The organism is Pseudomonas sp. NPDC089918, from assembly GCF_050280605.1.
Taxonomy (GTDB): domain Bacteria; phylum Pseudomonadota; class Gammaproteobacteria; order Pseudomonadales; family Pseudomonadaceae; genus Aquipseudomonas.
This window is the reverse complement of sequence record NZ_JBNNVP010000007.1, coordinates 105556-118683: the sequence shown is the minus strand read 5'-3', so window position 1 is coordinate 118683 and position 13128 is coordinate 105556. Positions and strand designations below refer to the sequence as shown.

At 59.3% G+C, this 13128-nt stretch carries 10 protein-coding genes and 1 pseudogene; 3 read left to right on the top strand and 8 right to left on the bottom strand.

What is annotated here, in order from left to right; translation table 11 throughout:
- Positions 1–29: 29 nt before the first annotated feature.
- The 5 genes and pseudogenes from ACQKPC_RS07585 to ACQKPC_RS07565 all read right to left on the bottom strand — a co-directional run bounded on the left by ACQKPC_RS07585 (position 30) and on the right by ACQKPC_RS07565 (position 4927).
- On the bottom strand, positions 30–917 hold the full coding sequence (locus ACQKPC_RS07585; protein ID WP_427623938.1) for a DUF2950 domain-containing protein: 888 nt from the start codon (positions 915–917) through the stop codon (positions 30–32).
- Positions 918–943: 26 nt separating this feature from the next.
- On the bottom strand, positions 944–2416 hold the full coding sequence (locus ACQKPC_RS07580; RefSeq protein WP_427623937.1) for a DUF3300 domain-containing protein: 1473 nt from the start codon (positions 2414–2416) through the stop codon (positions 944–946).
- 28 nt (positions 2417–2444) lie between these two features.
- Positions 2445–2510 (bottom strand): annotated as a pseudogene (locus ACQKPC_RS07575) (hypothetical protein); the annotation flags it as partial.
- Positions 2511–2534: 24 nt separating this feature from the next.
- Positions 2535–2984 carry a hypothetical protein gene (locus ACQKPC_RS07570; RefSeq protein ID WP_427623935.1) on the bottom strand — a complete coding sequence of 150 codons (450 nt, stop codon included), beginning with the start codon at positions 2982–2984 and terminating at the stop codon, positions 2535–2537.
- Between the two features lie 185 nt (positions 2985–3169).
- A complete protein-coding gene (locus ACQKPC_RS07565; protein ID WP_427623934.1) occupies positions 3170–4927 on the bottom strand; it encodes an alpha/beta fold hydrolase in 1758 nt (585 codons plus the stop codon).
- Between the two features lie 205 nt (positions 4928–5132).
- Between ACQKPC_RS07565 and ACQKPC_RS07560 the strand changes: the two genes are divergently transcribed.
- Positions 5133–6110, top strand: coding sequence for an AraC family transcriptional regulator (locus ACQKPC_RS07560; RefSeq protein ID WP_427623933.1), 978 nt, complete (start codon positions 5133–5135; stop codon positions 6108–6110).
- A gap of 86 nt (positions 6111–6196) precedes the next feature.
- On the top strand, positions 6197–6850 hold the full coding sequence (locus tag ACQKPC_RS07555) for an MliC family protein (RefSeq protein WP_427623931.1): 654 nt from the start codon (positions 6197–6199) through the stop codon (positions 6848–6850).
- Between the two features lie 9 nt (positions 6851–6859).
- Here the strand turns inward: ACQKPC_RS07555 and ACQKPC_RS07550 are convergent, their stop codons facing one another.
- The 3 genes from ACQKPC_RS07550 to ACQKPC_RS07540 all read right to left on the bottom strand — a co-directional run bounded on the left by ACQKPC_RS07550 (position 6860) and on the right by ACQKPC_RS07540 (position 11159).
- Positions 6860–8044: a patatin-like phospholipase family protein gene (locus tag ACQKPC_RS07550; RefSeq protein ID WP_427624008.1), complete on the bottom strand. Its 1185-nt coding sequence runs from the start codon at positions 8042–8044 to the stop codon at positions 6860–6862.
- Positions 8045–8242: 198 nt separating this feature from the next.
- Positions 8243–8878, bottom strand: a complete 636-nt coding sequence (locus ACQKPC_RS07545) for a response regulator transcription factor (protein ID WP_074876618.1) — start codon at positions 8876–8878, stop codon at positions 8243–8245.
- A 4-nt stretch (positions 8879–8882) separates the two neighbouring features.
- Positions 8883–11159, bottom strand: coding sequence for a PAS domain-containing sensor histidine kinase (locus ACQKPC_RS07540; RefSeq protein ID WP_427623930.1), 2277 nt, complete (start codon positions 11157–11159; stop codon positions 8883–8885).
- A 230-nt stretch (positions 11160–11389) separates the two neighbouring features.
- Between ACQKPC_RS07540 and ACQKPC_RS07535 the strand changes: the two genes are divergently transcribed.
- Positions 11390–13012 (top strand): acyl-CoA synthetase, encoded by a 1623-nt coding sequence (locus tag ACQKPC_RS07535; protein ID WP_095630473.1) that lies wholly within the window; start codon positions 11390–11392, stop codon positions 13010–13012.
- The last annotated feature ends 116 nt before the right edge of the window (positions 13013–13128 follow it).

The window sequence follows — 13128 nt, the reverse complement described above, 5'->3', positions numbered from 1 at the left end:
CCCAAAGGGATTTGCAGTCCGAGGCAGATCTATTCCTGCCCCACGGTAACCACCTTCCAACTGTCATCTGGATCAAAGCGCTTCATCGACTGCGCCAACTTGTCACCAGCGGGTCCCAAGTCTTTTTCGAACACCTGCCCTTCATGACTGATCATGAAACTCATCACCCCGGTGTCAGCGTATTTCGCCGGCCAGGCGATCAGTGCAAAGCCACGGCTCATCTCGTCACCGATGAGGTAGCTATAGGCGCCGCCCGGTGCCGAAGGACCTTGGCCATCAAGGATGCGGAAGTGATAACCCTGCCAGTCTTCGCCGGCAATGGTTTTACCGAACAAAGGACCCAGCGGGCTGATCTGACCGCTATCGTCGTCCTCCCAATAAAGTCCGTCGTGTTTGCCGGCGGTGCTGAAGATTTTCTGCGCATAAGCGAGTGCGCCGTCCCCGTCATGATCCACTGATGCATACTCCATCTGGACGTCATGATAAGTCAGCACTGATTGCACCGCGGCGAGTTCGTTGCGGCCAATTCGACGTGCACGGACTTCGGCGCTGCCGGCGTCGATGTCGAAGCGCCAACCGTTCGCGGCTTTTATCATGGGGATAGGCAGTGTCCAGTGGTCACTGCCAACCGCCAGGACCGCCTTGCGATCGCTGGTTTTTTCAATGGCGTGTTGCTCGCGATATTGCTTCAAAAACGCATCCACATCACTGCGCTGCACGCCCTCGCGCGGGATGAAACTGCGCCATTCATTACCCAGCAAATCGGTCAGGCGTGCCTGATCGGCGTGTTCCGTACCCAGCGCTTCGACGAACGCCTGGGCGGCCATTTCTGGCGTTGGAAATGTCTGCTGTGCCGTAACCATGCACGACCACGTCAAGCCGGCAGCGATCGCCATGACATGAAGGCGCAAGCCCATGAGAGCCTTCACTCGAGCATTGTTTTTCAACGACGGCCCCCCCTTTGACGCGCTGGTGGATTGGACGGCCGACTGACCTGATGGCCGGCTGGACGCGAGGCACTAGGGCGCCGGGCGGATGCCTGGCTGACCTGGCCACGACTGGCTTGTGCGTTGGCCTGGGACGGTGAGCGCACGCCGGCGAATGCATTGTTGCGGGCACTGCCCGTACTGCCGGTACTGGCAGCCGGCCGTTTTTGCGCCGTCTGGCGCCCTTGCAAATCGCCCTGCCCGCGCTGATTTACCTGAGCGGTCTGTTTCCTGGGAGGCTGACTCTCCCGAGTAGTTCTGGCAGTGCCCTGGCTCCTGTCAGACGCCTTCGGTCTGTCTGTACCTGCTTGCATCCGATTGCCGGGCGATGTTGCAGACTGGGCTTTGCGCGCCGAATCACGGGCTTCGCGGTTGCTGGTGGCGGGTCGCTCGATACCGTGCTTGTCCATTGAACCACGGGCTTTTTCACGAGCTTGGGCTCGCTGGGCATTGTCCCCTCGATAGGCTTCACGCTGACGGGCACCGTCCAGTTGTCGGCCGTACTGTTCGCGGCTCTTACTGTCTCGGTAGGGAACGCCATCGCGATGAACAGCGTTGTGCTGCCATTTGTTCTGATTCCGAGTGATCTGGTTGTTGCGATTGATGTTGTTGTAGCGGTCGACGTCGATGTCGATGTCGTTGTTGCCCCAGTCACATTCACCCCATAACGAGCCGATGATAGCCACACCGGTACCAAAGGCCAGCCCGGCCATCAATGCCGAACCGGGGTAATAGGCCGGCGGCGGTGGATAGTACACGGGAGGCGATGCCGGATAAGGCCAGGTGCCGTAGGTTGTTGTCGGGTTATAACTGGGTACGTAAACCACCTGCGGATCGGAGGGCTGAATGATGATCGTGGAGGTGCTGCTGGCCGGAGCCGGAGCTGCCGGTGTCGGTGCCGCAGCCGCCTGCACCGTCACGTTTTGATACTGGTTGCTCTGCAGGTTGCCTGCTGCCTGGGCCTGATGACGCAAGCGTTGCACGCCCCCCATGACATCGTCGGGCTGCGCCAGGAAGGCATCACCCAGGCGTTGCACCCAGACGGGATCCTGTCCCAGCGTTGCCATGACTTGAGGGAAAGCAACCAGCGCCTGCACGCTCGGATCCCAGGGCTGGTTGGCCACTTGTTTGACCGCATCATCGCCCTTGGCGTCCGGGTGTGCTTTAGACCAGGTGACCGCTTCGGCGATTTCCCCGGGGTAGGTGGTGGCCATCAGCACCTGGGCCAGCAGTGGGTCCGGGTAAAGCGCAATAGGAGCCAGCATTTGATCCAGCTGCTCCTGGGTGAACACGGCATCTTTGGCCGCCGCGGTGACGGGCGCTGTATCGACAGTGCTTGTGGTCGCGCTCGCATCCAATGGCTGCGCCAGGCAGGAAGATCCGCTCAAAAACAATACAGCTGACACCGCGTAGAACAATGGAATGCGCATTGCACCCCCTCTGTGGTCAGGCAGGCTTGAGCGCCTTGATCGTTCCGCCCTTCCCTGCACCGTCGCGCCCGTCAAAGACGATACAGATCTTGATGCAATTACCCTTTGTTGTTCAGGTTCAAGGGGTTATCTGGTAGCCCCGTTGCTGCATGCAACTGCTGTAGGCGGAAGCAGTTGCAGCCGGTTCTGCCCGGCGATCCTGACGACGATCCTGACGTTGCCGAGATCCGCCTACAACCGCACCTGCCACAGCAGCATCCTTGGCCTTGTTCTGTCGATATTCCTGTTTAACGTCGTCGTCTACCTTGTCATAAACCTCGTCATACTGACGGCCGCGCGCTCCGGCAACCGCCGCACCGGCTACTGCGCCAGTAGCGGCACCACGGGCACGTCCACCTGATTCAGGCGTTGTGCTGGTGCTGTTGCCGGCCTGAGCCTGGCATGAGCTGATGTCCTGCTGAATCATTTCGGGAGACTGCCCTTTGAGCGGCGTTACGGTCTCGGCTGAAGCGCAAAGGCAGAATACCGAGACAATCGTAGCCAGACAGGGGGGGATGGATTTCTTCATAAAGCCTCCACTGCTATCAGTGTGCTTTGGATCTTTGAGTCTAGTTCAGCGTTTGGCGACTAGCCCTGGAACAATGTTCTTAGGGTGCAACTTCTAATTCCTTTTGTACGTGTGCACCCTCGAATGGGTGGCAAGTTTTGAGCACTGACTTACACCGCTATACAGCCAATACGCGCCGGATAATCTCAACGCTCCAGGACGTAATGGCCCGGGGCTGCATATAACGGCGGATATTTGCGTGAGCCAAGTTTGCGTGGTGCTGGCCGGCTAGCGCCCGACCGTTGTTCAATCCACTGCCGCCAATGCGGCCACCAACTGCCGGTGTGGCTCTCGCGTGCGTCTTGCAGCCAGCTTTCTGGATCTGAGGCGGTGGCAGCGGCGGCGTAGAAATACGACTTTGGGTTGCCCGGCGGATTGATCAAGCTCTGTAGATGGCCGGCATTGGAGAGAACGAAGGTGCTGTCCTCGCCGAACAGTCGGGCGGTGCCGTAGCAGCCCTGCCACGGTGTGATGTGGTCGGTGGTGCCGCCGATCACATAGGCACCGACCTTGATTTTGCTCATGTCGATCGACTCGCCAGCAATCTGCAATACCCCCGGGTTGCTATAGGGATTGTGCTGGGCCAGATCGAGGTAGTCGGCATGCAGCTTTGCCGGCAGACGCGTGGAGTCGTTGTTCCATGCCAGAATGTCGAATGCCGGCGGCTTGTTGCCCAGCAGATAATTGTTGACCCAATAATTCCAGATCAGGTCGTTGGGTCGCATCCAGGCGAACATGCGCGCAATGTCCTGGCCACTGAGTGTTCCCTTGCACTGCGAGCTGGTCTTCGCCGCGCGCAGTACCGCCGGCGTGGCAAACAGGCCGATCGAGGTGTCACCAAAGAGCGCGGGCATATCGAGCACGCACACCGCCCAACTGGTGTTCGCCACCTTGGCGCCTTCACCGCGCGCCGCCAACCAGCCGAGATAGGCCGCGAGCGTCAGGCCACCCGAACAGGAACCCCACATGTTGACATCCGCGCTACCGGTGATTTGCCGTGCGACATCCACTGCCTGGTCGAGGCACAGTGCGTATTCGGACAAGCCCCAGTCGCGGTGCATGCTGCTCGGGTTGCGCCAGCTGACGACGAACAGTTGTATACCGCTGTCCTGTATCCATTTGATCAGACTCTTGTCTGGCGACAAGTCAATGGCGTAGTACTTGTTGATCTGCGGCGGTGACATGACCAACGGGCGGGCATGTACATTTTTCGTGGTTGGGGCGAATTGCAGCAGTTCGAACATCTCGGTGCGCAACACCACCTCGCCCTTCGCCGTGGCGACATTTTCTCCCACCTTGAATGGCGCGCTGTCCACCTGCATCGGCATCCCGCCGTTGTGGCGCAGGTCCCGGGAGAACTGCCCGATCCCTTTGACAAGGCTCATGCCGCCCGTATCGAGCAACTTGCGCAACGCGGCGGGATTGGTCAGCAGCAGGTTGCTCGGCGCCAGTGCATCAAACACCTGTGCGGCAATGAACCGGGCACGGCCCTTTTCTCTGGCATCGAGATTGGCCTCATCGATAAAACGGCTCAGCTCGTCATTGCCAGCCAGGTAGCTCTGCAACAGGCCGCGCAACAAGGCATTGGATTGCCAGGCTGGATCGCAAAAACGCTTGTCTTTGGGATTCGCTGCCACGCTGGAGCTGCCGGCGACAATATTGCCCAGTTCCTTGAAGAAACTGCCAACATGCCGCGCGGCCTTGACTGGCGTCTTGCCCACGGCCTTGAACAGGGAACCGGAGGCGCTAAGCAGATCGACCGGGCGCACCCTGAGCAATGGTGTAGCAACCTGTGCTGTCTTGACCGCTAACTCCTGTTTCTGCTGCTCTTGAAGAGCTTTTGGCGCGCGGCGACGTTTGGCAGGCGTATCCGTTGATCGAGTGATACGAGGTGTTTTATTCATAGCCATTCTCTTGTTTTTGTACACAAGCCTTGGGGGCAACGAGCAATCCCCATCTGACGATGCAGGCACGATGGGACGTGACGCAGTGTCGCGCAGCTGCCGGCGTTCACCTTGACTTTGCGGGACATCCACCTGCTAAGCTGATAAATCGCTGTCCCGAATTGAGAAATCATCATTCATGAGTGGCCTTGTTCGCAGTGCCAGCTTGACCAACTACGCTGAAATAACCCGATCGCTACACGTTGATCATCTGGAGCAATTGCGCCTCGTCGGCCTCGACCACCGATGCTTGCTTCAACCGGATTTGAAGATTCCCAACGAAGCTGTAGCACGTCTGCTCGAAAATTCGGCGCGTGAAGCGGGTGTGGACGATTTTGGCTTGCGCATGGCCGAAACCCGCAAGCTCTCCAATCTGGGGCCTCTGGCGCTGCTGTGGCGTGACGAACAGACGATCCGTTCGGCCATGGAAGCGTTCCGCGACTTCCTTTTCCTCCACAATCAGGGGCTGGTGCTGAATATCGAGGAGAGTGGCGGCGTGGTGGTTTTGCGCATGGAACAGGTCACAGTGGGAAACCTGCCGGTGCGTCAGGCGATGGAACTGTCAGTGGGGGTGACCCACCGCCTGCTGAAAACCTTGCTGGGGAACCACTGGCACCCTTCAATGGTTTGCTTCCGTCACGCAGCGCCGATGGACGACAGTCGACACCGCCGCATATTCGCCACCTCCGTGCAGTTCAATAGTCTGATGGATGGCATCGTTTGCCGCAGTACCGATCTGGACAAGGCACTGCCCAGTGCCGATCCGGACATGGCCCGTTATGTTCATCAGTATCTGGACAGTATCCGCGAAGAATCCAAAACAGCTTTACTTGAACAGGTGCGCCAGATGATCTGGATAGTGCTGCCCACGGGCCATTGCTCGGTGGAACAAGTGGCGGCCAATTTGGGATGGGACAGGCGAACACTGCATCGCAAGCTTGCGCAGGAGGGGGAAACATTTTCCTCGCTGCTGGATCAGGTGCGTGCAGAGCTGGCAATGCGTCATCTGGCACATTCCAATCAACGTTTGAGTGAGATCGCCGGGGTTCTGGGTTTTTCCGAACTTAGCGCCTTCTCCCGCTGGTTCAGCCGGCACTTCGATTGCAGTCCATCAACCTGGCGAGCTCGCCAGTCCAATCTGTAATACAGCCTTATACTGCGATACACCCAATGCGAACAAATGACTGTTCAACGGATCAATAGATCCCACAGCAATCCGGGTATCAGGTAATGAATCAACCCAACATGAAAACGCTCACCTGTCTGTTCGCTGTCAGCGTGTGCGCGGCGACGAGCACCTGTGCAAATGCTTCGCCCATCTTCCACACCAGTTTCGACTGCGCCACGGCAAGGGCGTCCGTCGAAAAGCTGATTTGTCGCGACCCACAACTGATGCAGATGGATATCGAACTGACGCGTCTTTATCGCCTGGCGCTCACGGATGATCATGCAGTACCGCGTCCGGACAAGATCATGATCGACCAGCAGTTCTGGATCGACGCCCGCAATCAGTGTGCCTCCGACCCTGCGCCCAAGGCGTGTACGATCCGCCATTATGCCGAGCGCGCGCACCAGCTACGCCAAGGCTCGGCCATTGCGAGAACCAAGGATCCGGACAGACTCACCGAAGGCCCCCTGGCGTTTCGGTGTACAGGGTTAAACGCGCTGATTGCCGCCACTTTCTTTAACACGCAGCCTGGTGTCGTGTACCTGAAGTGGGCGAACTCCTCGATCACCCTGAGTCAGGTTCAGAATGATTCGGGAACCCAATACACCGGCAAGGATTCCCAAGGGAACTACAGCTTCTGGCAAGACGGCAACGCGGTGCTTTTCCAGAAGCCAGGCTCAGGGGAAATGAGTTGTACGGCCGAGCCGATCGGCTGAGACCGTCTCTCACGTACTCGGCGATTTATGCCACGGATAGCCTTTGGCACTGAGTTCAAAGGCGTATTTGAACAAGCGCTTCATGTACTCGCCATCGAACTTATGGAGGCGAGAAATGCGGAAGTCGGAGCCGATGTACGCCAGATTGAAGTCCGCCCCATCTTGCTGGGCAATTCGGTAAATTCGGTCCAGATCGCTGATCCCCTGAGTCTGGATCAATGCGCTGATGGCTCGACCGCCGATGCTCAAGGTTCGGCGCTTCGTTCCGGACCATTGCAGTTCCAGTTTGCCGTTGCGAATGACATAGAAATGCCGTTCACGGCGCAAACGCGCCCCCGGCACCTGGTTCAGCGCCATCACGGTGCCGGGTGGGTAAAGGAACACCTGCGTAAGGACACCTCCGTCCACGTGCATTTCCTGAAACGGGTGGCCGTTAACGTCCACATCAATCATGACGGGTGAGACGGCACCGGGAATACTCATCGACGCGACCATGATGTTGCGAAACAGCTCGAGCGCTCCCGGTGCCTGGCTGGAGGCAATAGCCCCCATGTTCCAGGTGACCGGGCGCCCTGAATCAAGGTCGGTGGTACCGATCATCAGGAGCCGTCCCTTGGCGTATTCCGCCGCGATCGCCGCAAGAATCTCGGCGGTGATGTGCTGTGCAATGAGCCGCGACAGTGGCTTGCTGTGCGCCATGCCATCGCTGGTGAGACGGGTCAGCATATTGCGCGCATGGAAAATGTCTTTTGGACCGACTGCATTGCAGATACGCACAATGACATCGTCATACTGGGGCCCCAGATAGGCAAACGGGGCGACCAGGGCGCCAGCGCTAATGCCGGTGACGACTTTGAACACGGGTCGAGACCCATGCCGGGTCCATCCCGCAATGATGCCCCCGGCGAATGTGCCGGCATCACCGCCGCCCGAAACGGCCAGCATATTTGCCCGCGGCAGGATGTCGTTCGGTAGCCCTGCGCTGGCGAGCGCCTCAGCCTCTCGAAGGTTGGCCTGGCTCACATCCCGAATGAACGGCGTCAGGTCCTGGTCCAGCCAGTAGCGAGCATCTGGAATGCCCGGGATGAGTGCTTTTTCCGTTAACGTTGGCGGCACCGCATCACGGCGTTGCAGGCACGCTTGACGCAACATGTTCAGGGTTGAGGCGCTAGGTCTGAGCTGGAATGGTTTCAACACGCCTCCTCCGGCCTCTGCAATTGACAGAGCCCGTCACGCACACTCGACACACCCGTGACCAACCTCTCAATGGCGAGTGGCCTGAACATCTTTCATGCTAGCGCAAGCTCAGGCAGTCATAACGTTAGTGGGACGTCCGGTCTGCCCTGCGGATGATCCTCCCCCCCCATAGACGATCATTAGAAACGCCAGCAATCAGCGCAGCTTCAGCGGATCGACCAGTTCAGCGGCGATGGCCATGCCCACCAGGTCCGGCAAGGTATTGGCCTGCATGCGTTTCATCACCCGCGAACGATACAGATCGACGGTTTTCGCACTGACGCCCAGTTGCTCGGCGATCTCGCGGGTGGTGTAACCCTGGACCAGCGGCAGCAAGACATCGCGCTCCCGTGGGGTCAGTGTCAGCAAGCGCGCCTGCAAGGCTTCGTGCCCCTGATTGCCCGAGCGGTTTGCCGCGCAGTTGCTGAGCGCCTGTTGCACGCTGTCCAGCAGCAATTGTTCGTTGTAGGGCTTCTCGATGAAGTCATGGGCGCCCGCCTTGAAGGCGCGAACCACGATCGGCACATCGGCGTGCCCGCTGACGAAAATGATCGGCAGGTTCAGCTCACGTGCACGCATTTCTTCCTGCACGTTCAAACCGCCCATGCCGGGCATACGAACATCGAGCAGCACGCAAGCATCAAGACTGGCATCACAGGCATTGAGAAACGCCACGCCACTGGTAAACGGCAAGGCTTTGAGCCCTACCGATTCCAACAACCAGACGGTTGAATCGAGCATGCCTTGGTCATCGTCGACCACATACACCACGTGCTCCGTCACACCTGCCATTACGTTATTCCTGTTGTTGTTTTGTTGGGCCGGCCAGCGGCAAACGGCAGCACATCAGCAGCCCGACAGGTTGGCGTCGGGCCTGTAACTCGCCACCAAAACCTTCGATGATGCTGCGGCTCATGGACAAGCCGAGCCCCAGGCCATCGGCCTTGCTGGTATAGAACGGGGTAAATATCTGCTCCAGTTCGGGCTCGCTGACGCCTGGCCCCTGGTCTTGCACACTGATTTCCACGGTGGCACCAGCGCCCTGCCCCGCAGCCATCACGATCAGCGAGGGTTGCCCTGGATGTTGTTCGCGGTTGGCATCGATGGCATTTCGCAAGAGATTGAGCAGGACCTGCTCCAGCAGCACTCGGTCGGCATAAATCGGCGGCAGATTATCCGGTAGGCGATCCTCGATTGTCACTTGGCAATTGCTCGCCTCCCAGGCGCATAAACGCACGGCCTCGCGGGCGACGTCGGTGAAATTCAAGGCCTGCATCCGGCGTTGCCCCTTGCGCAGAAACGCCCGCAAACGTCTGATCACTTCTGAAGCATGCGTGGCGTGATGGGTTATGCGCTCCAGGCCTTGCGCCACTTTGGCGGCAGCCTGGGGATTGGAATTCAGTGTCTGTAAATAGCGCTGGCTGGCATTGGCGTAATTGACCACCGCCGCCAACGGCTGGTTGATTTCGTGTGCAATTCCCGAGGCCAATTCACCCAGGGTGACCAACCGCGCGGTGTGCGCCAGTTCGTCCTGATGGCGGCGCTGTTGCACTTCACGTAGTTCACGCTCGGTCATGTCCCGCGCCACCAACGAGTAATAGCGCTCGCCGCCGGCCGAACGGTGCGCCAGCAGCACCAGCGATACCGGCACTGAAGTGCCGCCTGCCGGTGGCTGCAATCGCGCATCGGTGCTCCAGACACCGTCGCGTTCGGCGCTGCTCCAGCCATCACGCTGCAGGCGAGTCAGGTCGCCGCTGGCGAACAACGTTGCCAGGGCTGGCATCGGTTGTTGTTCGTCGATCCCCAGGATGCGCCGCGCCGCTGGATTGAGGTAAGTGACTTGCCCCTCGGGGTCGATGAACAACACAGGATCGGTGTTGGCCTCGACGACTTCCGCCAGCCGTCGCTTGTTCTCCTCGGCGTGCACCCGGGCGGTAATGTCCCGGGACACGCTGACCACTTCCACCACCGCCCCGGTATAGGTCTCACGAATCGCCCGGCTGGCGGTTTCAAACCACAGGTAATGCCCATCCCGATGGCGAATCCGATACGTCATCGTGTGATAACCGTCCTGCTCCAGGGCATCCCGCGCGCGCTGCACCAGGCTGGCCAGATCCTGACCATGGAACAAGCCCTGGGCCATTTGCCCGCGCAACTCCTCCGGCCAGTAGCCGAGCAATGTCCAGGACGCCGGCGAGGCGTCGAGAAAGCGCCCGTCGGGTGTATGCCTGGAAATCAGGTCGGTGGTGTTTTCAATGATCAGTCGGTACAGCCGCCGTGCCGTGGCCGCTTCACGCTCGGCCAGCACTTGTGCCGTGGCATCGCGACACCGGGCGAGCACACGGTTGTCCTGGGGATCGGGGATAAACGTCCAGATCAGAATCTGCGCTTCGAACTGGGCTTCAACCCCTTCGATGGCGCGTTGCTGGTCCAGGCAGGCACGGACCAGCACCCGGTGATTCACCGGTAAAAAACCCAGCACATCGGTCAGCGGTTTTTCGGCCAGCAACGCCAGCAGCGCCGCATTGAACTCCAGCGGCTTGCCCTGCGCATCGAGCAACAGACTCGGTTGCGGGTCGTGCCCCAACAGCGGTGAACCGCGCAGCATGCCGTTGACGCTGCTCAGCAAGGTCGTCAGCAAGTCCTGCACCCAGCCCAGCCAATCAAGACTCACGCCCTCGCACACTTCCACCAGCAACAACCCCGCCTGCCCCGGTTGCAACGCCAGATCAAACACCTGGCCATGGCTGATAGCGGCCCGGCGCAGTCGCCCGGCCAACCAGCAATCGAGTTGACGCACTTGCGCCAGATCCAGCCGCCCCGCTTCGGCCAGCCGATCAAACAGCCGCTGATCGCTGGCCAGCGAAGGGTCGCCCAGCCCCGGTGGAAAATGCTGGGCGGCGCCCTCGTGGCTGTAAATCCGCGCATTGGCTTGCCAACTCAGATAAACCGCCCGGCGCACCTCAGGGCAATCCTGCAGCGCACGGCACAACGCATCGGCCCGGGCGGCCAAAGACACACCCTCGCGCTGCAGGCGCAACCAGCTGTGCAATCGAACGGGAGTCAGGGTCATCACAGGTTCGCTTCGTTGGGGAAGCCAAGGATATACCGGCCTTGGCGGTGTCACTGTATTCATTTAGATCCGCAAGAATCAAATATAGTACATATCCTATATGACGTAGGTTGTACTTCCATATCGTTAGCTGAATGTTATATAAAGCAGGCCGGACATAAAAGGCGACTTCAGCGGCTACGCTGCAAGGTCACCTATAGAGCTAACAATCAGCCACCGAGTACCCGTACATGTCGATCTATGAACAAGGGCTAGGCCCTGCGGCTGTCAACCATATTGCCTTGTCTCCGCTCAGCTTCATCGAGCGCACCGCCAGCGTTTACCCACACTATCCCGCCGTCATCCATGGCTCGATCCGCCGCACCTGGGCGCAGACCTACACCCGCTGCCGTCGCCTGGCCTCGGCGCTGGCCGGTCGCGGCATCGGCAAGAACGACACGGTGGCGGTGATGTTGCCCAACATTCCCGAGATGCTCGAAGTGCATTTCGGCGTGCCGATGATTGGCGCGGTGCTCAACCCGCTCAACGTGCGTCTGGATGCCGAAGCCATTGCCTTCATGCTGCAGCATGGCGAAGCGAAGGTGCTGATTACCGACCGTGAGTTCCATGATGTGATTCACGCGGCGATCGGCATGCTGGATCACCCGCCATTGGTCATTGACGTTAATGATCTGGAATACGGCGAAGGCCAGGCTGTCAGCGATCTGGACTATGAAGCGCTGTTGGCCGAAGGCGACCCTGCTTTCGCCTGGCAGTGGCCCGATGATGAATGGCAAGCCATCTCGCTGAATTACACCTCCGGCACCACCGGCAACCCCAAGGGCGTGGTTTACCACCATCGCGGTGCCTACCTGAACTCATTGGGCAACCAGATGACTTGGGCTATGGGCAACCATCCGGTGTACCTCTGGACCTTGCCAATGTTCCATTGCAACGGTTGGTGCTACCCGTGGATCATCACCGCCATGGCCGGTGTGCATGTGTTTCTGCGCCGCGTCGATCCACAGAAAATTCTCACGCTGATCCGCGAGCATCAGGTCACCCATCTGTGCGCTGCGCCGATCGTGCTCAATGCCTTGGTCAACATGCCGGAATCAGCTAAAGCGGCGATCGATCACCCGGTCAACGCAATGGTCGCCGGTGCCGCACCACCGGCCAAAGTGATCGGTGCCGTGGAACAAATGGGCATCAAGGTCACCCACGTCTATGGCCTGACCGAAACCTATGGCCCGGTGACGCTCTGCGCCTGGCATGCCGAATGGGATGAGTTGCCGCTGGACGAACGGGCGCAAATCAAATCCCGTCAGGGCGTGCGCTACCCGACGCTCGAAGGCGTGATGGTTGGCGATTCGAAGACGCTGGAGCCGACCCCGCGAGACGGTCAGACCATCGGAGAGATCTTCATGCGTGGCAACACCGTGATGAAGGGTTACCTGAAGAACCCGACCGCCACAGCCGAAGCGTTCGACGGCGGCTGGTTCCACACCGGCGACCTGGCGGTGTGTCATCCGAACGGTTACGTCGAGATCAAGGACCGACTCAAGGACATCATCATTTCCGGCGGTGAGAACATTTCCACCATCGAGCTGGAAGGTGTGCTCTATCGCCATCCAGCCGTCATGGAAGCGGCCGTCGTCGCCCGCCCTGATGAGAAGTGGGGTGAAACGCCCTGCGCCTTTATCACATTGAAGGCTGATCACCAGGACGTTCGCGAGGCCGACATCATCAGTTTCTGTCGCGAACACCTGGCCGGTTTCAAAGTCCCGCGCACGGTGATTTTCACCCTGCTGCCGAAGACTTCAACCGGCAAGATCCAGAAGTACGTTCTGCGCGACCGGGCCAAAGCGCTCTAACCGAATCAACGTCGTACCCACCAAGCGGCAGGTGTTTTACCTGCCGCTTCGGGCTCGTGCAGGCTGAATTTGGCCCTGCCCCTGACCTACACACTGATAACAAAAACAATGTGGAG

Coding starts and splice junctions, on each gene's coding strand:
- ACQKPC_RS07585 (WP_427623938.1), bottom strand. CDS start 917: ATGGGCTTGCGCCTTCATGTCATGGCGATCGCTGCCGGCTTGACGTGG.
- ACQKPC_RS07580 (WP_427623937.1), bottom strand. CDS start 2,416: ATGCGCATTCCATTGTTCTACGCGGTGTCAGCTGTATTGTTTTTGAGC.
- ACQKPC_RS07570 (WP_427623935.1), bottom strand. CDS start 2,984: ATGAAGAAATCCATCCCCCCCTGTCTGGCTACGATTGTCTCGGTATTC.
- ACQKPC_RS07565 (WP_427623934.1), bottom strand. CDS start 4,927: ATGAATAAAACACCTCGTATCACTCGATCAACGGATACGCCTGCCAAA.
- ACQKPC_RS07555 (WP_427623931.1), top strand. CDS start 6,197: ATGAATCAACCCAACATGAAAACGCTCACCTGTCTGTTCGCTGTCAGC.
- ACQKPC_RS07545 (WP_074876618.1), bottom strand. CDS start 8,878: ATGGCAGGTGTGACGGAGCACGTGGTGTATGTGGTCGACGATGACCAA.
- ACQKPC_RS07540 (WP_427623930.1), bottom strand. CDS start 11,159: ATGACCCTGACTCCCGTTCGATTGCACAGCTGGTTGCGCCTGCAGCGC.
- ACQKPC_RS07535 (WP_095630473.1), top strand. CDS start 11,390: ATGTCGATCTATGAACAAGGGCTAGGCCCTGCGGCTGTCAACCATATT.